Below are 23,100 nucleotides of genomic sequence, written 5' to 3'. Positions count from 1 at the left end.
CTGGGCTGGGAGGACGGGAGTTCTCCACGCTTCCGTCCGGCCCGACCAGCAAGGCACCTCGTAAGTGGAATCCTCCCATGGCCCGGGCGCGCTCACCGCCGCGTTCGACGAGTCGAACCTGATCGCGGATGCGGGGCTTGTCCCGCTGTTCGGCTGTCCGAGCGCGTCGGGCTTCCCGGCCTGACCCGCGAGCGACTACGGATCGACGGTGCCGGCAACAGCAGCGGCGCCAACCCGGCCGCGAAAGTGATGACGCCGGTCGCGGCGATGTGCGCCGGGGCCGACTCGATCGACGACACCGGCCGGCTACGGCACGGCGCGATGGGCCGGCTGTTCGGCGGGGCGCGCGCGTCCTCCACGCTGGGCACGTTCCTGCGCGCGTTCACGCACGGGCACAACCGGCAACTCCACGCGGTGCACCGGGACTTCCTCGTGGCTGCCGGGCAGGGAGAGTTGTTCACCGCCTGGCGTTCCTGCGCGAGCACTTGATCCACGTCCCGGCCCGCATCGCCCGCATCGCCCGCATCGCCCGCATCGCCCGCTCGGCCCGGCGGCTGATGCTGCACCTGCCCGACCGCCGGCCCCGGCAGCACGCGTTCACCGACCTCTTCGATACCGCCCACCCGCCACCGGCCTGATCAACAACCCGACCACTCGCCCGCCAGGGTCCGACCGGAGCAGACGTGGAAAAGCTGGGCAGACCAGCGGACACCCCACACCCACACCCAGCCACCCCGACCGAACCCCGGAACTGATCACCCTCGAATCAGATCGGTGGATTCGGGCTGAGGTGCCGTCGGCTCGTGGTTCGAAGCGGTAACCGGAGTAGAGACCGGTGGCTTCCGCGCTGGCCGAAGTAGTGTGCGCTTCTTCAGGTGCGGCTGCCGACACCGGAACTTCCTCGAACGGCCTGCTCTGCGGCCGGGGGATCATGGTGCGGTCAGCGCACGGCTCCGGAGCTCGGCTTCAGGGCGGTTCGGTCGAGTAGAACAGGGAACGGCATGAAGGTCGGGTTCGGGTGGAAGCTGCACGGCGACGGGCGGGCGCCGCGGCCCGGGGCGGTGGTGCGGCCGGACGAACGGCTGTCCTGGGGGCGGACGGTCGGGCTCGGGGCGCAGCACGTGGTGGCGATGTTCGGGGCCACCTTCGTGGCGCCCGTGCTGATGGGCCTGGACCCGAACCTCGCGGTGATGGTGTCGGGCGTGGCGACGGTGTTCTTCCTGCTGGTGACGCAGGGCCGGATCCCGTCCTACCTGGGCTCCAGCCTGTCGTTCGTCGGCGTGGCCGCGGTGATCAAGGCACAGGGCGGGGACGCGGCGACGCTGACGGGTGCGCTGCTGGTGGTGGGTGCGGTGCTGGCGGCCTGCGGGGCGGTGGTGCAGGGGTTCGGGGCGCGGGTGATCCACGCGGTGCTGCCGCCGGTGGTGACGGGCGCGGTGGTGATGCTGATCGGCTTCAACCTGGCGCCGGTGGCGGCGGGGACGTACTGGCCGCAGGACCAGTGGACGGCGCTGCTGGTGATGGCGTTCACGGCCCTCGCCCTGGTGGTGCTGCGCGGGTTCTGGTCGCGGATCGCCATCTTCCTGGGGCTGGTGTTCGGGTACGGCGTCTCGTGGCTGTTCGACCGGCTCTTCGGCAGGATCCACTCCCCGGCGGGCGGCGGGGCGGCCACCGACCACTGGCGCCTGGACCTGTCGGGCGTCGGCAAGGCGGACTGGATCGGCCTGCCGTCCCTGCACGCGCCGAGCTTCTCGGCCTCGGCGATCCTGGTGGCGCTGCCGGTGGTGGTGGCGCTGATCGCGGAGAACGCCGGGCACGTGAAGGCCGTCTCGGAGATGACGGGCGACCCGCTGGACGACCGGATGGGCGCGGCGATCGTGGCGGACGGCGCGGCGACGGTGCTCTCCACCGCGGTGGGCGGCCCGGCCACCACCACGTACGCGGAGAACATCGGCGTGATGGCGGCGACCCGGGTGTACTCGACGGCCGCGTACTGGTGCGCGGCCGGCTTCGCGATCCTGTTCGGCCTGTGCCCGAAGTTCGGCGCGGTGATCGCGGCGATCCCGGGCGGCGTGCTGGGCGGCATCACCGTCGTCCTGTACGGCATGATCGGCCTGCTCGGCGCGCAGATCTGGATCCACAACAAGGTGGACCTGACCAACCCGCTGCACCTGGTGCCGGTCGCCGCGGGCGTGATCGTCGGCATCGGCAACGTGACGCTCAAGTTCACCGACACCTTCGAACTCGGCGGCATCGCCCTGGGCACACTGATCGTCCTGCTCGGCTACCACGGCCTGCGCGCCCTGGCCCCCGCCCACCTCAAGCACCCGCAACCCGCCGCGGACGGACCGCTGCTGGACGAGGGCACCAGCAGCTACGACGACTGAGCACGCACGCCACCGGGCCCCGGACCGGGACGGCCGGTCCCCCGGGGTCTGTCCGTTGAACGGCTCTGGCCCGTATGCGGCGGTAGCGCTCCGTGGCGATCACTGGAGGAGGACGCGGTGGCGGAGCAGGGGGGAATCCGGTTCGGCCGTGCATCTGCCACGTGTTGGTGAGCTTGGCGTCATGGCCCTCGGCCGGTGCCGGAAGTCGGGCGAACTCTCCGGTCGGACGAGCGGGTGTACGCCTCCGGGACGGCCACCAACCAGCGCAACGAGTTGATCGCCCGCCTGCTGGACAGCTACGGCCCTGCTGGACGGCTACGGCGCGCCGGCCCGCGACCCGGTCGCCACCACCGACCTCTGCACCCGGCAGTGCTCGCCGGCGGTCCGCGTCCGCGGCCGGCGCGTCACCCACTACCTGTCCGGCGCCCTCGGCCTGAACCTGTTCGCCACCACCGCCCACCCGGAGTCCGCGCGCTGAACTCCCGTCGGCCGGCTGCCGGCTGCCGGCAGCGGTCCGGCCCCGCTCGGGGAGCGGGGCCGGGTGCTCGGCGGGCGGGGGCAGTGGGCTGAGGTCAGTGGGCGGCGGCGAGGCCGTACAGCCAGAGGCTGTTGACCCGGCTGCGCTCGGTGGTGTTCGGGTAGGGGTTGGTGCAGGAGGTGCCGGGGCCGCCGCCGGACATCAGCTCGCTGCACGGGCCGGAGTAGTGGTCGGGCAGGCCGAGCACGTGGCCGGTCTCGTGCGCGGTGACGCGCAGCGAGCTGTACTGCCGGTTCTGCGCGTAGTCGAGGAAGACGTAGCCGCTGCCGTGGCCGTCGGTGGAGGCGTAGGAGCCGCGGGAGTCGTTGCCCTCGTAGTAGCGGAAGTCGGCGTTGGTGCCGGAGCGGAGCTGGACGTTGGAGACCGAGGAGTTCCAGATCTGCGCGCTCTGCGAGATGACGGTGCGGAAGGTCGGGGCCTGGCTGGCGTCGTAGGTGACGGTGACGGCCAGCAGGTAGGGGTTGGCGGCCTGCTTGGAGCGGGCCGACTTCATCACGGCCTCGTAGAACGCCTTGTTGTCGGCGTCCCGGGAGGAGTTGACGGCGGAGCTCGCGGACGGGGTGTAGCCCTGGGTAGTGGTGGCCGCGGCGGCGGGCACGGCGGCGGTGCCGGCCGCGAGGACCATGCCGAGGGCGGCGGCGAGCAGGGTCATGGAGCGGTTCATGGGGGACTCCATTTCGCGGGTCCCGGGGCCGTGGGGAGGCCGTCCGGGACGCGGTGACGAGTTGTTGCACCGAGCTTGGGGCAGGGCGGCCGGGGCGCGGAGATGGCAACCGGCGATAGCTCGGGCCAATACCCGTGCGCGGCACGGGATTTGACCGGACGTGGGGCTTGCTTGACATGCTCTTGGCAGAAGATGGACGCCTGGCTATGCTCCCGTGATGGACCTCGACGTCCGACACCTGCGGGTGCTGTGCGCGGTCGCCGACACCGGCAGCGTCCGGAAGGCCGCCCGTCGACTCGGCATGACCCAGCCGTCGCTGACCACCCAACTGCACCGCATCGAACGCACCATCGGCGGACGGCTGTTCACCCGCGAACGCACCGGCAGCCGCCCCACCGCCCTCGGCCACTGGGTGCTCTCCCGCGCCCGGCCCGTGATCACCGAGATGGACGCCCTGGTCGCCGCAGCCCGCGCCGAAGCCGCCGGACCCGGCCGCCGCCGACTGCGGATCGGCAGCGTCGGCAGCCGCGCCGTCGCCGCCTGGCTGCGCCGCATCCACGACCGGCTCCCGGAGACCGACACCACCATCCACATCGACATCTCGGCGATCGCCCTGCTCCACCTGGTCGCCGCCGAACAGCTCGACATCGCCTTCGTCCACGAGAGCGAGGGCTTCCCGCTGCAGGTGCCGGCCGGCACCGAGCGGCGGGTGCTGGTCGCCCGCGAACCCCAGTTCGTCGCCCTCGCCGAGACCCACCCCGCCGCCGGCCGGCCGGTCGTCAGCCTCGCCGACCTCGCCCACGACACCTGGATGGTCGACCCGACCGCCGACCACGAGTACGCCGCCCTGCGCCGGGTCTTCGCCGGGGCCGGACTCGACCCGCGCGTCGTCCAGGTCCGGGACAACGCCACCGCGGCCGAACTCGTCGCCTCCGGCGAGGCCGTCCGCCCCTGCCAGCCCACCTCCCCGCCCGGCCCCGGCACCGTCCTGCGCCCCGTCCACGGCGACCCGCTCGCCGTCCGCCTGCTGCTCACCTGGCGCCCCGACACCGTCGGCGGCCCGGCCCTCGACGGCCTCTGGGGCGACCTCCGCCACGCCTACCTCGACCTGGCCAGCGTCAACCCCGCCTACCGCGCCTGGCTGCGCCGCCACAACCGCCCCCTGCACACCCTCCTCGCCCCGGCACCGCCACCGGCCTGACGGCCGGTCCGTCCCGTCCGGGGTCCGGTAGGTCGGGGCGGGCGTGGCGAGCCTGTCGGCGTTGTCGCGGGGGAGTGCGGGTCAGTGCTTCGTGACGAGGTCGCGGACGCTTTGACCGAGACGGTCCGGGACCTGGTCCGGGGGCAGTGCGGTCGCGCCCTTGAGATCGGTTCCGGCCGGCGGGTCGACGGCGATGAAGCGGACGTGCGGTGCGTCCTTGGCGACGGTGGGCAGCGCGCCGTCGAAGGGCGCGCCGGCGGTGACGACCATGGTGCAGTGCTGGGCGACCAGGCCGGACAGGTAGGGGGCGGCTTCGGCCGCGTCCTCGGCGGGTACGACGAGCTGCTGGACGTTGACCCCGCTGTCCGTCCCGGACTGCTGGAGCACTGCCCAGGTGTGTTGGACGAGTTGTGCGGAGGCCGTCGAGTCGTCAGCGGCCAGGCACACCGACGGGCGGCCCGAGTAGTCGTTCGCTGCGACCTTCGCCGGGGTGCCGTCGCCACTTTGCAGCCGCAGCAGGACTGCCAGCGCTGTTCCCAGCAGCACGGCGAGCGCGGCCGTCAGGGCGAGGGCCCGGGAGGACCGCAGGCGAAAGGAGATCTTCACGGGACCACCGGTTCCTGTGCGTCGTGCAAATGGAATGCGGGTTCACTCATGCCGGAAAGGCCATGACGGATGCTTTTCGGACAGCGGGACCCGGCCGGATTCCGGGCAGTTGATTCCGGTTTTCCACCGGTTCGCCCGGCCGGAACCGGGCATTCCGCACCCGGCTCACCGCCGGGATTTGCCAACCGTTCCCTCGGCCTTCTTCCGGGTTTTGGGCGATGGGCCGGACCCGGGCGGCGGGGAAGCCTTTCCCGACCTGCGCGGCTCGGGAGCGGGCGGTGCCGGAGCTTCGGCAATTCGGCCGCTCCGCCGTCGCCGCAGGACAGCCGCGCCCGTACCTGCGGCCAGCACGACCAGCACACCTGCCGTCCAGGACGTCCAGGCCGGCCAGGACGGTGCGGAAGCCTTCTTGGCCGCGGCGGTGGGGGAGGCCAGGGGATTGCCCGGGTCGGCGCCGGAGATGTCGACGGTCAGGGCCGCGAGCGGGTCGAGCAGCCCGTAGCCGAACCGGGCGTCCGGCGTGTCGCGGTGCTCCCTGGTGCCGGTGATGATGCGGCGGACCACCTGGCCCTGGGTCAGTTCCGGCCGGCGGGCGCGGATCAGCGCGGCCGTGGCGGAGACGTAGGCGGCCGCGTAACTGGTGCCCTCGGCGTGGACGTACTGGCCGAGGTCGTTGGTCGAGTAGACGTCACTGGCCGGGGCGGCCACCGCCACGCCGGTGCCGGACTCGCCGGGAGCCCAGAAGGAGCCGTCCCGGTTCGTGCCGGAGACCGACAGCACGCCGGGGAACGCGGCCGGGTACTGCACCGGGTTCCCGTTCCGGCCCTGGTTGCCGGCGGACGCGACCACCACCACGTCCTGCTGCAGCGCGTAGGCCACCGCCCGCTTGAGCAGTGCGTCGGGAGTCTCCGTTCCGAGTGACACGTTGACGACCTTCGCGCCGTGGTCGACGGCCCAGACGATGCCCTGCGCCACGACGGAGGGCGAAACCCGGTCCCCGGTGGTCACCTTGACGGGCAGGACCTTCGAGTCGGGCGCCAGCCCCGTCATGCCCTGGCCGTCGGCCCCGCCGGTGCCGGCGATGATCCCGGAGACCGCGGTGCCGTGCGAGTCGCCCGAGGTGTCACTGCGGCCGTCCCCGCCGTCGCCCAGCAGGCTCGTGCCGGGCAGCACCTGCCCGGCCAGGTCCGGGTGGGAGGCGGCGACGCCGCTGTCGACCACGGCGACCGTCACGCCGGCACCGCGGGAGAGCGCCCAGACCTCGTCCGCCCGGAAGTGTTGTGCGTCCAGCGGCCACTCGCTGCCGCGGATCGGATCGGTGGCGAAGGCCGGGCCGGCCGCCGCCGCCCAGAGTGCGGCTGCGGCTGCGGCACCGGCTGCCCAGCTGCGCCATCGACCTGACACGAACTCTTCCCCCTCGGGCTTCCTGGGATTTCCGGCCAGGTCCGTCCAGTGAATTCCAGCCAGTCGCGGTCCGGTGGCGGGAGGTGATTCTACAGAGAGGGGCGGGGCGCGTGACAAGACCCCGTCGAATGCTTCGGGGAATGACCGAAGGTCATCCGAAAGTCATGGCGCGGCAAAAATTCTGCAAGATTATTTCGGATGAACTCGGGTGATTGTCGTCCAAGCGGGGGCAATCCGAGGCGGAGAGTCCATGGACGGATCGTGTGTGCGAACGGTAAGTGTTCGCGGTCGGCCCTGTGCGGGTGCGATCTCGAACACTTCGGCCCAGGGGGATCCGCCGTGCGTCGCCCGTCCGTGAAGTCCATCGTCCAACGCGCCGTCCACCCGGACGGTTCGTCAGCGGCGCGTCGCCGGACCCCGCCCGTGGCCAGAGCCGGTCGCTGGATCGCGGCGCTCGTCGGCCTGGCCATGGTGCAGACCGCGGTGGCCGAGCCCGCTGCGGCGTTCACCGCGCTGCAGAGTGCGAAGGCGGGAGCGGCCCGTGCCGCGGCGGACACGCCCCGGCAGCTGGAAGGCGGCGCCGACGGACGTCCCGGCAGCGTTCCGGCCTCCGCCACGTCCAAGTCGGGCGCCGGCGGGGGCAGGCACACCGCGGCCCCGGGCGAACTTCCTGCCGATGCGCCGGGCAAGGGCGCGAACCCGCAGGGTTCCGAGGACCCCCGTCGACCGGTGGCCGCCCGGCCCGTCGCGCCCCCGAGCCTTCCCCGCGTGGGCAGTGCGCCCTCCCCCCAGGGCGTGAAGGACAAGGGCCCCGCCTACCACGGCCGATCCTCCGCGGACACCACCGCCCTGCCGGGCCCCGTCGCCGACGGCGCCGAGGTGGTCGGTGCCCGTGACCGCGACTCGGCGACCTTCGCCAACCCCGACGGCACCAAGACCACCCGCGTCTACTCCCGGCCGGTCCACTACCGCAAGTCCGACGGCAGTTGGGCGAACATCGACACCGACTTCGCCCTGAACGGCGGCCGGTGGGCCGAGACCGCCAACGACTCGGGCGCCTCCTTCGCGCCCCGGGCCGACGACAAGTCCCTGGTGACGCTGACCGTCGACGCCGACCACAAGGTCTCCTACGGGCTGCAGGGCGCGGCCCCGGTCAAGGCGACCGCCAACGGCGACACGCTCACCTACCCCTCGGCCGCCGCCTCCACCGACGTCGTCTACAACGGGCTCGCCAACGGGGTCAAGGAAACCCTCGTCCTGCACGATGCCAACGCCCCGACCAGCTGGACCTTTCCGCTCGATCTGACGGGCCTCACCCCGGCCGTCGGCGAGCAGGGCGACCTGAACTTCAAGGACGCCTCCGGCGCCGTCCGCCTGACCATGCCGCACGGCAGCATGGAGGACGCGGCCGTCGACGTCCACAGCGGGCAGGGCGCCACCTCGATGGGCGTGACCTACTCGCTCACCACCGTCGGCGGGAAGCCCGCTCTGCGGATGGACCTGGACGCGGCCTGGCTGCACGACAAGGCCCGCGCCTACCCGGTGCGGGTCGACCCCACGAGCTCCGGCAACGTCAACGCGGGAAAGAGCACGTTCGTCGAGTCCGGTGCGAACGGCTACACCGGCAACAACTCGGCGGCGTCGGAGCTGCGGGTGGGCACCTACGACTACGGCGCCCACGTCGACAACAGCTACCTGTACTTCCCCGGTGTCGGCAGCGCGCTGCACCACCAGTTCGTGCTGGGTGCGAACCTCCACATCGCCAACACCCATTCGTGGAACTGCGACGACGCGAAGTACCCTTCGCCGGTCTACATCAGCAAGATCAACAGCTCGTGGGACCCGGCCACGATCCACGACTTCCCCGGGCTGACGATCGGCCAGCAACTCGCCGCCAACACCGCCGCCGCCGGCGACTCGTGCTCCGTCGGCATCCGGGACGAACTCTTCCAGCTCGGCCACAACCAGCTCGACCCCGGGACCGCGCTGGTCAACAGCTGGGCGAACGACGGCGACAACTACGGCCTCGCGATGACGGCCAGCTCCACCGACGTCAACGGCTGGAAGAAGTTCGACAGCGTCAACACCTCCTACCCGCCCTACCTCGAGATCACCTACTCCGACTGGGCCGCCACCTACGGCACCCCCACCTCGTACACGCCGCCGACCGCCACCCAGACCGGCTCGATCGCGCTGACCGTGACCAACGCGTCGGTGAACTGGTGGAACAGCAGCTCGATGCAGGTCAAGCCCCGGTTCTACAACTCCTCGGGCACCGAGGTGTTCCCCGCGGCCAACGTGCCGCTCACCGGGGTGCCCGGTCTGGTCAAGACCGGTGACACGGTCACCTTCAACGCGACCATCCCCCCGCTGCCCGGTGGGCAGAGCTACCAGATGTGCTGGGACGGACAGGTCGGCGGCACCACGTCGCTCCTCGACTCCTACAAGGTCATGGAGGGCGCCTGCATCTGGGTCCAGTCCCAGAACGTCGACCCCCAGATCGACACCGCGCTCCCGCTCGGGAACACCCAGGTCGGGCTCCTCACGCCCGAGCTGTACGCCACCGGCCACGACCCGGACGGCTTCCCGGGGACCGGCGTCGACTACGACTTCAAGGTCTACTCGGCCCCCGCCACCGGTGATCCCCAGGTGCTCGCCGAATCCGGCTGGCAGCCCGGCAACTCCTGGCGCGTTCCCACCGGCCTGCTCGCCTGGAACACCGCCTACTACTGGACGGTGAAGGCCGGCGACCACATCGGGGAGAGCCCGGAGAGCACGCCGATCCCGTTCAGCACCACGGTCCAGCAGCCGCTGATCACCTCCCGCCTCGGCGGTGCGGTCGGCAACGGCACCACCCGGAGCTTCGACCCGCAGGTCGGCAACTACACGACCAGCGCGGCCGACGCGTCGGTCACCGCGGCCGGCCCGGCCCTCGGAGTCGGACGCACCTACAACTCCCTGGACCCGCGCACCGGTTCACTGTTCGGCGCGGGCTGGTCCACCACCTACGACATGGGCGTCGTCCCGGACGGCGACGGCGACGGCGGCGTGGTCCTGACCACGGGCAACGGCCGTACCGAGCGGTTCGGGAGCAACGACTTCCAGCTCACCCAGCTCGCGGGTGTGGGCGATCAGACCGGCGACGGCATCGACGACGCGGTGGCCGTCGACTCCAGCACCGGCAAGCTGTGGCTCTACCCGGGACCGGACTTCTCGCAGGCCAAGCGGCGCTGGCTCGGCGACGGCTGGAACGGCGTCTCCCAGATCGCCGGCGGGGACCTGAACGGCGACGGGATCGGCGACGTGATCGCCGTCGCCAACGGGAACGGGGCGCTGAACCTCTACCCCGGCCGCAGCGGAACCACCACCGGCGACCCGAAGACGATCGTCGCCGGCGGCTGGAACGGCCTGCAGAACGTGACGATCACCCCGCCGCTGGCGGCCGACGGACACAAGGACGTCGTCGCCGTCGACAGCGCCGACGGACACATGTACGCCTACCCGGTCGCCGCGGACGGCACCCTGGGCACCCGCGTCTACATCGGCAACGGATGGCTGGGCTTCGCCGACGTCGTCGGCGGCGACTTCAACCACGACGGCCACGGCGACCTCGCCGCCCTCACCGCCACCGGCGACCTGCTGCTCTACCCGGGCACCGGCAACGCCACCCTCGGCACCTCGACCCTGGGAAGCCCCACCACCCTGGCCACCGGCTGGCAGAACCTGCGCGACCTGACCCCGGTCAACGGCATACCCGGCGACCAGGCCAAGGGCACTCCCGCCGACGCGGGCACCGACCTCCTCGCCGTCGACAAGTCCACGGGCATCCAGTACCTCTACCACAGCAGCGGCACCGCACCCTGGTCCGCGAGCACCCGCACCACCACCGGCATGTCCGTCTACACCTCGCCCGCGGGCGAGTTCGAGACCCTGGCCACCGCACCGGGCGGCGGGTTCCTGCTGGCCGACAAGACCGGCAGCGTCTACACCTTCGCGGAGCACTCCGGCAGCGGTTACCTGCTGTCCCAGATCACCGACCGCCGGCAGCACACCCAGACGCTCCACTACACCGACGGCAAACTCGACACCGCCACCGACCAGGCCTCCGGCCGCGCCCTGCACTTCACCTGGACCACCGACCAGCGGCACATCGCCCAGGTCGCCACCGACCCGGCCACCCCCGGCGACGCCGCCACCGCACTGACCTGGACGTACACCTACGACAGCGCCAACCCCGACCGCCTGTCCCAGGTCTGCACCCCGCCCGCCGGCACCGGCACCACCCGCCCCTGCACCAACTACACCTACAGTCCGGGCTCGCACTTCCGCACCACGGTGCTGGACGCCGGCCCGTCCTCGTACTGGCGGCTCGGCGACGCCGCCGGCGCCACCAGCGCGGCCAGCGAGAACACCGCCAACCAGGGCACCGACAAGGGGACCTACACCTCCGTCACCCTCGGCACCGGCAGCGGCCCGCTCAACGGCTCCGCCACCACCACCGCCACCTTCGACGGCACCGCGTCCTCCGTCTCCCTGCCCAACGGGACGCTGCGCAACAGCTACCTGGCCATCGGTCTGTGGTTCAAGACCACCAGCCCCGGCACCCTGGTCGGCTACCAGAACCAGCCGCTCGGCACCAACCCGTCGCACGCCTCCCAGCCGCTGTACATCGGCACCGACGGCAAACTCCGCGGCGAGTTCTACGGCGCCGCGATCGGCTTCACCCCGATCGTCAGCCCCGGCACCGTCACCGACGGCAAGTGGCACTACGCGGTGCTCTCCGGCGCCGGCGACACCCAGACCCTCTACCTCGACGGCGCGGCCGTCGGCACCCTCAACGGCGCCATCGACCACCTCGACACCGACTACACCTACCTCGGCGCCGGCTACACCCAGGGCATCCCCTGGCCCGCCGCACCGGCCCCCGGCACCGCGGGCGTCAACCACTTCAACGGACAGCTCGCCGAAGCCGCCACCTACCCGCACGCCCTCGGCGCGCCCGCGGTCGCCGCCCAGTGGGCCGCCGCCCAGCAGCCCTCCGCCGAGCTCACCAACCTCGCGCTGCCCTCCGGCAAGACCAAGCTCGCCGTCGCCTACGACACCGTCAACGACCGCTCCACCCAGTACACCGACCCCAACGGCGGTGTCTGGAAGCTGAACCAGCCGACCGTGTCCGGCTCCGAGCAGGAGTACCGCGGCGCCGTCCTCGGCTCCCGCCCCGACGGCTACTGGCGCCTCGCCGAGAGCAAGGCCAGCCAGGCCGCCAACGCCGTCTACACCCCGCGCCCCACGCCGAACAACGGCACCTACTCCAACGTCGCCCTCGGCGCCGCGGGCCCCACGGCCTCGACCACGTCCGCCGGTTTCGACGGTTCCACCTCGTGGGCCGAACTCCCGGCCGCCTACACTCCGGCCGCCGGCGCCGGTGCCTTCGCCCTGTGGTTCAAGACCACGAGTCCCGGCACCCTGCTCGGCTACCAGTCCTTCCCCATCGGCGGCGCCCACTCCGTGGACACCGACCGCTGGACACCCGCGCTGTACGTCGGCACCGACGGCAAACTCCACGGCGAGTTCTGGACCGGAGGCCCGACCCCCATCGCCGGCACCACCACCGTCACCGACGGCAAGTGGCACCAGGCCGTGCTGTCCGCCGACACCCCCACCAGCCAGACCCTGTACGTGGACGGCCAGGCCGTCGGCACCGCCACCGGCCAGATCAAGAACAACGGACAGACCCACCTCTTCCTCGGCGCCGGCTACGCCGGCCCCGGCTGGCCCTCCGCCCCCACCGACCCGTTCGGCCACTTCAACGGCCAGATCGCCGACGTCGCCGCCTTCGACCACGGCATCAACGCCGCCGCCCTCTACGCCCAAGCCGCAGGCGGCGCCGCCGCGTACGACGCCGCGGTCGTCGACGCCCACCCCTCCGGCTACTGGCGCCTGAACGACACCACGGGCAACCAGGCCGCCGAACTGCTCACCTCCCAGGCCCTCGTCCAGAACCAGGGCACCTACTCCAACGTCACGCTGAACGCCGGCGGCCCCTACGGCACCGGCAACACCACCACCGCCACGTTCAACGGCACCACCTCCTACGTGCAGCTGCCCGCCGACGCGGCCCCCCGCGCCGGCAGCACCGCCACCGTCGAGGTCTGGTTCAAGACCGCGAGCCCCGGCGTCATCTACGGCTACCAGTCCGACCCCATCGGCACCGCGGCCCCCGCCACCTCCACCCCCGTCCTGTACGTCGGCACCGACGGGAAACTGCACGGGCAGGTCTGGAACGGCGACAAGAACAACACGACCGTCTCCGCCACCGCGGTCAACGACAACACCTGGCACCTGGCCGCCCTCTCGGTGCGCTACGCGAGCGGCAACTACTACCAGCAGCTGTACGTCGACGGCGCCCCCAGCGGCAGCCCCGTCACCGGCCCCACCAAGTTCTCCAGCACCCGTTACGCGTACCTCGGCGCGGGCGCCGTCGACGGCTGGCCCAGCCAACCCGCCGACGCAGGCGGCCACTTCAACGGCCAGATCGCCGACCTCTCCTACTACGGCACCGACCTCGACACCGCCACCATCGCGCGGCACTACGCCAACGCCACCGCCCCCGCGGGCGAAGCGGGAAGCCAGTCCGCGAACTACCGCACCGGCATCATCGGCTCCACCCCCGAGGCCTACTGGCGGCTGAACGACCCCGCCGGCGCCACGATCGTCCAGGACACCCTCGGCACCGCCCTGCCCAACCAGGAACACGGCACCTACACCGCCACCACCCTCGGTGTCGCAGGCCCCTCCGGCAGCTCAGACGGCACCGCCGCCTCCTTCGACGGCACCACCTCCTCCCTGCAACTGCCGAACTCCGCCGCCCCGGTCCGCGGCGCCAACAGCATCGAACTGTGGTTCAAGACCGGCACCGCGGGCGTCCTGTACGGCTACCAGTCCTTCCCCCTCGGCTCCAGCCCCAACGGCACCACCGACCGGTGGAACCCGGCACTGTACGTCGGCAGCGACGGCAAGCTGTACGGAACCCTGTGGACCGGTGACCCCGCCAACGCCCTGGTCTCCGCCAAGACCGTCAACGACAACGCCTGGCACCACGCCGTCATCGCCGGCGACGACAACGGCCAGACCCTCTACCTCGACGGCGCCAAGACCGCCGACTCCACCACCAAGCGCACCGTCTACTACAACGGCGCCACCTACGTGTACGTCGGCGCCGGCACCGCCACCGGCGGATGGCCCAACCAGCCCACCAGCCCCGACGGGCGCCTCACCGGCACCATCGCCGAAGTCGCCCACTACCCCTCCGTGCTGAGCGCCGACACGGTCACCGCCCACTACAAGGCCATGGGCAGCGCCTCCGCCCAGACCAAGACCACCGTCGCCACCGTCACCGACCCGCTCTCCCACACCCTCACCTGGCGCTGGGACACCGGCACCGGCCGACTCACCGCCGCCACCGACGCCAACGCCGCCACCACCCGCTACAGCTACGACACCCACGGCTACCTCTACAGCGTCACCGACGCCGACGGACACTCCACCACCACCGGCCACGACGACCGCGGCAACCCCGTCTCCACCACCACCTGCAGCGACGCGGCCCACTGCCACACCTCCTACGCCACCTACTCGCTCAACCAGTCCAACCCGTTCGACCCGGCGAACAACCGGCTGCTGACCAGCGGCGACGCCCGCAGCAAGGACGCCTCCGACACCACGTACCGCACGTCGTACGGGTACAACGAATTCGGCGACCTCACCTCCACGACCGGCCCCGCCACTCCGGACTTCCCGAGCGGCCGCACCGGGACCGTCGCCTACACCACCAGCACCGACCCGGCTGTCGGCTCCGCCGGCACCCAGCCCGCCGCCCTGGTCGCCGGCACGACCGACACCGCAGGCGCCACCACCGCCTACGCCTACGACAAGAACGGCAACCTCACCCGCACCACCACCCCCACCGGCCTGGTCACCACCTACACCTACGACAACCTCGGCCGCCGCACCACCGCCACCACCACCTGCACCGACTGCGGCCCCGCCGCCGCCTCCACCACCACCGCCTACACCTGGGACGGCCTGGGCCACCCGCTCACCCAGACCGACCCCGCCACCACCGACGCCATAACCGGCACCCTCCACACCCGCCGGACCGCCTTCACCTACGACGACGACGGCAACCTGCTCACCCAGACCGTCTCCGACACCACCGGCGGCGACACCCCCCGCACCACCACCTGGACCTACAACAGCCACAACCTCCTCGCCACCACCACCGACCCCGCCGGCCGCACCACCACCTACGCCTACGACGGCTACGGCAACACCACGACCAAGACCGACCCCGCCGGCACCAAGTGGACCTACACCTACGACGGCCAGAGCCACCTGCTGCGCACCTACATCGGCAACTACACCGGCAGCCCCACCGACCCAGTCCCCTCCCGGATCCAGGCGGTCGAGGCCCGCGCCTACGACCCGGCCGGGCGCCTGGCCACCGTCACCGACGCCATGGGGCGCACCACCCACACCTACTACAACGACGACAACACCGTCGCCGAGACCGACCTCGACGGCTACCGCAACCCTGACGGCACCCAGCGCACCGTCGTCCTGCAGCAGAACACCTACGACGCCGCAGGACACCTGACCCAGCAGACCTCCGGCGGCGGCAAGACCACCACCGCCACCGTCTACGACGCCGCGGGCCGCACCACCTCCACCACCCTCGACCCCGGCGGCCTCAACCGCACCACCACCTACGCGTACGACGCCGGCAACAACGTCCTCGCCAGCGTGCTGAGCGGTGGGGGCGAGAGCCGCGAGACCGACGCCACGTACAACAACACCGGCCAGGTCCTCACCCGGACCGTCAGGAACAGCCCCGCCGACAGCGTCGTCAAGAACACCTACGACCAGCGCGGCCTGCCGCTGACCAGCATCAGCCCGCTCGGCAACGCCGCGGGCGCCGACCCCGCCGCCTACACCACCACCTACGCCCACGACGCGCTCGGCCGGCTCACCCTCACCAGCGCCCCACCCGCCGACACCACCACCGTCGACCCCGTCACCGGGACCGCCACCGTCCTGCACGGGGCACGGGCCATCTCCCGCACCGGCTACGGCATCTACGACGAGGCGACCTCCACCCAGGACCCCACCGGCAACATCACCACCCTGACCCACACCTGGGACCCGGTCACCGGACACCACGAATCCGTCGCCGGCCCCTCCTACACCGCACCCGGACAGAGCAGCGCCGTCACGGCCGTCAACCAGATCGACTACGACGCCCTCGACCGGCCCAAGACCCTGTACGACGCCAAGAACCAGCTGACCGGCAAGGTGTACGACCAGCTCGGCAACCTCGTCGAGACCGATCTCCCGCAGATCGACGGCACCGTCCCGAAGACCTACGCGGTCTTCGACCTCGCGGGCGAGCAGCTCTCCGTCACCGACCCGACCGGTGCCCGCACCGAGGCCACCTACGACGACCTCGGACGGCAGATCACCGCCACCGAACTGGTCCGCCGCACCACCACGACCGACGCCTACACCAGCACCACCGGCTACGACGACGCGGGCAACACCACCTCCCGCACCACCCCGACCGGCGCCCGCAGCACCGCCACCTTCAACGCGGCGGGCGAGCAGACCTCGGTCACCGACCCGCTCGGCAACACCACCACCATCACCTACAACCTGGCCGGCCAGCCCCTCAGGACCACTCAGCCCGGCGACCAGCCCGGCACCACCGGCCCCGCCACCACGGTCGGCTACGACCGGGCCGGCCGGGTGAAGTCCACCAGCCACCTCTCCGCCACCGGCACCGTGCTGGCCACCACGTCGGTCGGCTACGACCCGGCGGGCAACGCGGTCTCCGCCACCGACGCGGACGGAAACACCACCACCGCCGCCTTCGACGCCCTCGGCCAGGTCGTGCGCCACGTCGAACCGGTCACCACGACCAGCAGCATCACCACCTCCTTCGGCTACGACGCCGCAGGCCACCGCACCGTCTACACCGACGGCAACGGCAACACCACCTACTACACCTTCAACACCCACGGCCTGCCCGAATCCACCATCGAGCCCGCGACCTCCGCCTACCCGGACGCCGTGGACCGCACCTACACCACCGGCTACGACGTCCTCGACCGGCCCACCACGAGCATCGAACCCGGCGGCGTCACCCTCACCAACACCTACGACACCCTCGGCCGCCTCAAGACCCAGACTGGCACCGGCGGCGAAGCCGCCGCCAACCCGACCCGCAGCTTCGGCTACGACCTGACCGGCCGCCTCACCGCGCTGTCCACCCCCACCGGTACCCAGATCTACGGTTACGACGACCGCGGCCTGCTCACCACCGCCAACGGCCCCGTCAGCCACGCCACCTACGCCTACAACGGCGACGGCAACACCACCGACCGCACCGACGAATCCGGCACCGCCACCTACACCTACGACACCGCGGGCCGCCTCAAGACCTTCGCCGAACCGCTCACCGGCACCGCCCTCACCTACAGCTACAACACCCGCAACCAGCTCTCCACCGTCCAGTACGGCACCGGCGACCGCCGCACCTACAGCCACGACGACCTCGGCAACCTCACCGGCGACAACCTCACCACCGCCACCGGCACCGCCGTCTCCTCCCTCACCTACACCTACTTCCCCTCCGGCCGCCTCGAGACCAAGACCACCACCGGCCTCGCCGGGGCCGGCACCAACACCTACACCTACGACCAGGCCGGCCGCCTCAGCACCTGGAACGACGGCACCGCCCCCACCACCTACGGCTACGACGCCAACGGCAACCTCACCGCCAACGGCCTCAACACCGCCACCTACAACCAGCGCAACCAACTCACCGGCAACAGCCTCGGCACCAGCTACACCTACACCGCCCGCGGCACCCGCTCCTCCAGCACCACCGGCGGAGCCACCACCACCGCCACCTACGACGCCTACGACAACCTCACCGCCCAGCAGGGCCAGACCTACAGCTACGACGCCCTCGGCCGCCTCGCCCAGTCCGGTGCCCACGCCTTCACCTACACCGGCTCCGGCGGCACCCTCACCTCCGACGGCACCGAAACCTACTCCCGCACCCCCGGCGGAAACCTCACCGCCATCGGGGCCACCGGCGCCTCCGCCCTTGCCTACACCGACCGCCACGGCGACCTGATCGGCACCTTCACCCCGACCGCCACCGCCCTCACCGCCTCCACCTCCTACGACCCCTGGGGCAAGCCCACCACCCGGACCGGCGCCACCTCCAACCTCGGCTACCAGGGCGGCTGGACCGACACCGCCACCGGCCAGGTCAGCACCGCCAGCCGCTGGTACGACCCCGCCACCTCCGGCTTCACCAGCCGCGACACCGTCCTCCTCGACCCGATGTCCGCGGCCCGCGCCAACCGCTACCAGTACGGCGACGCGGACCCGCTCCAGAACACCGACCCCGACGGCCACTCGGCCGGCTGCACCGGCGCCGCGTCGGCGGCAGCGAGCCACGGCGGGATGTCCAATGACCAGCTGGCCGCGATGTTCTCCGGTCTGGCCAGCTCTGCGATGGCAGCCGTCAGCCGGTTGTTCAACGGCCTGTTCAGCTTCCACGCGGGTCAAGTTTCACAGCCCGGCTTCAACGTCCAGGACTACCTGGAAAGCCAGAACCTGTACGACGCGACCCACTTCTACGGTTACAACCCGAGCCTCGGAGAGGTGGCGAGCGGAGCCGGAAGCCTCGCAGGGCAGGGAGCAGAAGGCGCCCTGATCTGGGGCATCCAGCAGAGGAACAACCTCCGAAGCGGTGCGGACAACCTGATCTCGGGCATGAACTCGGGTTCGAGCGGCTTTGGCGGCGGATTCTCACTGTTCGGCGGCCTCGGCTCGCTGCTCTCCTCCTTCTCCTACCAGAGCTGCGACACCGCCGCCCCGGTCGTCAAGTTCGACCGCACCAAGATCGCCCCCGGCGCGGCCATCGCAGGAGCCATCGGCAGTTACACGGCCGGCTCCACCTTCGGCATCCCCACCGCCTCTGCCGCCACCGCGACCATCTCCGCCATCTCCAACTCCGTCACCGACGCCGCAGCCTTCACGGCCGATCTCGCCCAGGAAACGACGGGTCTGATCTCCAGCCTCTTCCCGGCCACCGAGGGAGCCGGCGCCTGGAGCACGACCAGCCCGGACCTGGGAGCAGTCACTGGGGCCTTCCTGGACAACCCGATCGACACAGCTGCCAGCCTGCCAAGGTACCTGGACAACCCAGTCGACGTGGCAAGGGCCCTGGGGACGATCCTGGTCACTCCAGCAGCGCTACACACTGGGGAGATTCTTGACAGGTCCTACAGGTACGGGACTGCGGAGTGGGGAACGAAGGGGCGCCGTGGGAAGACACAGATGCCTGAAACGTGGATACGCTCCATAGACCCTGCGTGGGACTTCGCCACTATCATGGCAGAGGCCGAGAAGCTCCGGGATGATCTTTATGGGAGTGTTGGAAGCAAGCTGAAGAGTTCTTCATTCGTGGGTGCCATAAATATTTCTGCCGGGCAGATAGCGGCATCCTGTTCTGGTCATGGCACCTGCGCGGAGATCAACCTGCTGGAGGGTAGTCTCTGGCCTCTGCCCGAGACCATCTTTACCCGGGCGATGATTAACAGGGATATCAATGATGGATTTGGTAGAATCTATCATGAGATCCCGGTATGTACTGAATGTCAACTCTATCTTCCCATGTCGAACTTTGTCGACGGAACGCTTTTCGATGCTTTTGGTGAGGGGATAAATTGATCAGGGCTTCGCTGTGTGAGGTGGAGAGGATCGAGTGGGGATCCTATTCTTGTGGGTGCGGGCGATCGGCGGGGCATCTTGGGGGCGATCTGCGCTCTCTGATTTCTGCAGAAACGGAAGAGCAGGCCAGGGGGGTGGGGCTTTTTGGGCATGTTGAATATGGGGGTGTGATTAGCGAAGTTGCGCCCTGTGCAGTTTCTGTGATCGTTTCTGCGCTCGGGGAGAGTCTCCATTCCGTGGCGCGGTTGAAGATGTTGGAAACGGTTCTTGCCTCACTTTCCGGCGAAGAGACTGAATGGGTGGACGGCATTCCGGTCGGAAGTTGCTCCAGGATTGTTTACTCCGGCCTGCGAACCTTTTATCAGGAGGCCGTGTCCGGAGAGTCGGAAATTGCTCTAGATATCCTGGAATTGGTTGAAGGTGATATTGAAAGGCTTGAATATTTTCGTAATTTTGTGATCGATAACCCCGTGAAGAAGCGAGGCCGGAGGGGGCGCGGGTGACTTTTTTTCGGCCTTCCCCGGGGATGGGGCCGCAAGGGCGAGCTGGAGGCTTCGGTCGGCGAGACCTCCGGGACCCAGGGGCGTTGCAAAGTCCTATGACCTTGTAACCGCGCTGGTCAGATGATGCCCCGCAGGTCGAGCGGGCGGGTGAAGGGCTCGTAGGAGGCGTGCCGGAGGTCGGCAGCGATGCTGCGGTGCCCGGCGGTACGGAGGCTGTTGATCGCCAGGTTGCGCAGGGTCGCCATGTTGTCGGGGCCGTGGCCGGTGCGGATCTTCGAGGCGTCCTCGGCGAAAGTGGTGTCACGGATGAAGTGGGGCCGGTTCTCGATGATCCACTGTGACTGGGCCAGTTGGCCCAGGCGCTGGGGCGACGACTGTTGCGAGGCCAGGTCCGTGATCACGTAGACCGTCTGGCGGCTGACCGCGCCGGTCTTGAGGTCGGTGCGATAGCGGAGGATGCGTACGGCCTGGACGGCGTGGGGGAAGTCCAGGGCGAGGTCAGTGACGGTGAGGGCCCTGGTCGCGCGGGTCTCTCTGCGGCCGTGGCCGATCTCGCGGTCGTAGCGGCGTGCGGTGACGTCCTTCCACGGTAGCGACCGCAGCCGGCGGTGCAGTTCGGGCTGGTTGGCCTTGACGACCAGCAGGTAGTGCGCTCTCTTCCCATCTACCAGGAAGCGGACGTGGGCGCGCTGGGTGTGCAGGGCGTCGGCCGTGACGATGACCCCGGTCAGGTCGAAGGGGCCAGCAGCGCGGCGAAGCAGGTGATCTCATTGGTCTTGTCGGGGACCCATAGCTGGGGACGGTACGGCCGTCGCCGGTCATCGCGGCCAGCAGGTTGGCGGCGGTGGGCACCCCGTCGTGGCGGGAGCTTCGGGCGGCTTTGCCATCGACGGCCACCGAGTCCGAGCCGGCAGAATCAGCACCGGTCAGGTCGGTCAGACCGCCGGGGCAGACCAGGCCGACAACCCGCCGGATCGTGGCGGCACTCGGTGCGACTCGCACGCCCAACGATCCTACGACCCGGGCCCCAAGGCGGGCCAGGGCGTGCTGTGGGGCGTTCGCGGACCACTGGTCGATGGCTGCATACGAGCGCGCGCCAGCGACCACTGCCGAGGCGGCAACCAGCAGCACCGCCACGAACGGTGACGCACACCGTACTGCCGACGCGGATCCGGTAGCACCCGCAACCGCTCCACCAGCGGCAAGCCCGCCACGCCGTCCAACGCGGGCGACTTGGTCAGGCAGACGGTGGCAGACTGGCGGCGCATCGAAGCTCCGGCGGTTCAGGGCGACTTGGGAAGGTCACCCCGTTCAACCGGAGCTTCGTTGCATTCGTGACGGCCAGGCCCGCACTCCTCGCACCGCCCCGACCAGCGGACTCACATGATCACCAGGAATTTGAAACGCCCCTGCCCCGGGACCTGATCGTCTGTACCCAGATTCAGCCCGGCAGCCCGATCTGCTGGTATGGGATAACGTTCGCCTCCACCTGACCGAGCCGCTGTGGGAGTTCACCGCCGCGAACATCGGTTGGCTCACCGTGTTCCAATCGCCCGCTTGTACACCGGACCTCAGCCCGTAAGAAGGCGTCCGGTTGTTGGTCGAACGCGACATCGGCAACCTCGCCGCAGTTGACCTCGGCCAGATCATCCGAGCTGTGAAGTGTCGACTCAAACAGATCCAGCGTCACTCCGACCTGGCTGACGGCTGCTTTCAGGCGCCAGCCGCGCGACAGGAGCGGCTCGACCATTGTCGGTAACTCGTCACCTATGGCCGACGGTTTGACGCCCACGCCATCACGAATAACCCAATCGTCGTACCAATGGGCGATCTCCGTTGCCGCCAAGGCAAGGCCCCCATGTCTGGTCGGGAGGTGGCCAGGTAGGCGGAGGGGTCAGTCGCCGAGTTGCTCGCGGATGCGGCGAGAGGGGCTGAAGGCGTACAGGTCGAGGATCGCGGGCATGTCGGCGAGGCCGGGGCCGCCCGCCTCGATCCAGGCGGTGATGTCGGCGGAGGCGTCCAGGTCGTTGACCAGGCCGAGCCAGACCGGCCGCCCGCCCGCCTTCCGGCCCGCCGCGGAGGGTTGGACGACGATCACGTTGCCGTGCTCGCAGGCGTCGAGGCAGGGGACGGGACGGACGGTCGCGGTCGCGGCGAGGGCGGTGCGCAGGCCGGTGAGCTGGGCGGCGTGGTCGAGACGGGGGATCTTCGGGGTGCCGCAGCAGCAGCCCCGGCAGACGGTGACGGTGCAGCGGGCCGCCGCCCCCGCGGCGGGGGCGGCGGCCTTCTCGCGGGCGCGGCGGCTCACCGGCGGCCCTCGGCGGCGGCGCGCTTCCAGGCGGCGTCGCGCAGCAGGCGCAGGCCGTTGAGGCCGACGATGACGGTGGAACCCTCGTGGCCGAGCACGCCCAGCGGCAGCGGCAGGGTGGCGACCAGGTCCCACACCACCAGGGCGGTGATGAACACCGAGGCGATGACCAGGTTCTGCACCACCAGGGAGCGGGCCCGCCGGGAGAGGGCGACGACGGCGGGGACGGTGGCGAGTTCGTCGCGGACGATCACCGCGTCCGCCGTCTCCAGGGCGAGGTCGGATCCGGCCCGGCCCATGGCGACGCCGGTGTGCGCGGCGGCCAGGGCGGGCGCGTCGTTGACGCCGTCGCCGACCACCAGGACCCTGCGGCCGGCGCCCTCCTGCTCGCGGACGGCGGCGACCTTGTCCTGCGGCAGCAGCCCGGCCCGGACGTCCGTGATGCCGACCTCGGCGGCCAGGCGGGCGGCGGCGCGCGGGTTGTCGCCGGTGAGCAGCACCGGGGCGGTTCCGGTCAGCGCGGTGAGCGCGCTGACGGTGGCGGCGGCGTCCGGACGCAGCCGGTCGGCGATGCCGAGCACGCCGACCGGCACGCCGTCCACCTCGACGAGGACGGCGGTGCGGCCGGACCGCTCCAGTTCGGCGGCCACCGCGGCGGCCCGGGCGGTCACGGGGGCGGCGGTCC

Annotated in this window: 11 protein-coding genes and 2 pseudogenes; 7 read left to right on the top strand and 6 right to left on the bottom strand. The window is 70.7% G+C overall.

The window, feature by feature from the left end:
* Positions 1 to 249 precede the first annotated feature (249 nt).
* From OU787_RS03725 to OU787_RS03715, 3 genes are all read left to right on the top strand, one after another.
* Positions 250 to 489, top strand: coding sequence for a hypothetical protein (locus tag OU787_RS03725; RefSeq protein WP_268658532.1), 240 nt, complete (start codon positions 250 to 252; stop codon positions 487 to 489).
* On the top strand, positions 486 to 638 hold the full coding sequence (locus OU787_RS03720) for a hypothetical protein (protein ID WP_268658531.1): 153 nt from the start codon (positions 486 to 488) through the stop codon (positions 636 to 638). Before OU787_RS03725 ends, OU787_RS03720 begins: the two co-directional genes overlap by 4 nt.
* Positions 639 to 1,001: 363 nt before the next feature.
* On the top strand, positions 1,002 to 2,387 hold the full coding sequence (locus OU787_RS03715) for a uracil-xanthine permease family protein (RefSeq protein WP_030462790.1): 1,386 nt from the start codon (positions 1,002 to 1,004) through the stop codon (positions 2,385 to 2,387).
* Positions 2,388 to 2,959: 572 nt separating this feature from the next.
* Here OU787_RS03715 and snpA read toward each other — a convergent pair.
* Positions 2,960 to 3,589, bottom strand: a complete 630-nt coding sequence (snpA, locus tag OU787_RS03710; protein WP_030462789.1) for a snapalysin — start codon at positions 3,587 to 3,589, stop codon at positions 2,960 to 2,962.
* 217 nt (positions 3,590 to 3,806) lie between these two features.
* On the opposite strand from snpA, the gene OU787_RS03705 reads away from it, so the two are divergent.
* Positions 3,807 to 4,790 carry a LysR family transcriptional regulator gene (locus OU787_RS03705; protein ID WP_030462788.1) on the top strand — a complete coding sequence of 328 codons (984 nt, stop codon included), beginning with the start codon at positions 3,807 to 3,809 and terminating at the stop codon, positions 4,788 to 4,790.
* Between the two features lie 81 nt (positions 4,791 to 4,871).
* On the opposite strand, the gene OU787_RS03700 is transcribed toward OU787_RS03705, so the two are convergent.
* Both OU787_RS03700 and mycP read right to left on the bottom strand, forming a co-directional pair.
* A complete protein-coding gene (locus OU787_RS03700; protein ID WP_268658530.1) occupies positions 4,872 to 5,396 on the bottom strand; it encodes a hypothetical protein in 525 nt (174 codons plus the stop codon).
* A gap of 165 nt (positions 5,397 to 5,561) precedes the next feature.
* Complete coding sequence (mycP, locus tag OU787_RS03695; protein ID WP_268658529.1) at positions 5,562 to 6,800, bottom strand: type VII secretion-associated serine protease mycosin; 1,239 nt, start codon at positions 6,798 to 6,800, stop codon at positions 5,562 to 5,564.
* Positions 6,801 to 7,568: 768 nt separating this feature from the next.
* Between mycP and OU787_RS03690 the strand changes: the two genes are divergently transcribed.
* Positions 7,569 to 19,604 carry a LamG-like jellyroll fold domain-containing protein gene (locus OU787_RS03690; RefSeq protein ID WP_268658528.1) on the top strand — a complete coding sequence of 4,012 codons (12,036 nt, stop codon included), beginning with the start codon at positions 7,569 to 7,571 and terminating at the stop codon, positions 19,602 to 19,604.
* A 20-nt stretch (positions 19,605 to 19,624) separates the two neighbouring features.
* Complete coding sequence (locus tag OU787_RS03685; RefSeq protein ID WP_268658527.1) at positions 19,625 to 20,107, top strand: hypothetical protein; 483 nt, start codon at positions 19,625 to 19,627, stop codon at positions 20,105 to 20,107.
* A 116-nt stretch (positions 20,108 to 20,223) separates the two neighbouring features.
* Here the strand turns inward: OU787_RS03685 and OU787_RS03680 are convergent, their stop codons facing one another.
* Positions 20,224 to 20,838 (bottom strand): ISAs1 family transposase, encoded by a 615-nt coding sequence (locus OU787_RS03680; RefSeq protein WP_442788622.1) that lies wholly within the window; start codon positions 20,836 to 20,838, stop codon positions 20,224 to 20,226.
* Between the two features lie 684 nt (positions 20,839 to 21,522).
* On the opposite strand from OU787_RS03680, the pseudogene OU787_RS34770 reads away from it, so the two are divergent.
* Positions 21,523 to 21,866, top strand: a pseudogene (locus OU787_RS34770) (hypothetical protein); the annotation flags it as partial.
* A gap of 135 nt (positions 21,867 to 22,001) precedes the next feature.
* Here OU787_RS34770 and OU787_RS03670 read toward each other — a convergent pair.
* Positions 22,002 to 22,415: a hypothetical protein gene (locus OU787_RS03670; protein WP_030464423.1), complete on the bottom strand. Its 414-nt coding sequence runs from the start codon at positions 22,413 to 22,415 to the stop codon at positions 22,002 to 22,004.
* A pseudogene (locus OU787_RS34765) lies at positions 22,412 to 23,074 on the bottom strand (HAD-IC family P-type ATPase); the annotation flags it as partial. The gene OU787_RS03670 and the pseudogene OU787_RS34765, both read right to left, overlap by 4 nt.
* Between the last annotated feature and the right edge of the window lie 26 nt (positions 23,075 to 23,100).

Origin of the sequence: Kitasatospora sp. YST-16, assembly GCF_026802215.1 — a bacterium.
GTDB lineage: Bacteria > Actinomycetota > Actinomycetes > Streptomycetales > Streptomycetaceae > Kitasatospora > Kitasatospora cineracea.
This window is presented reverse-complemented; position numbering and strand designations above follow the sequence as displayed.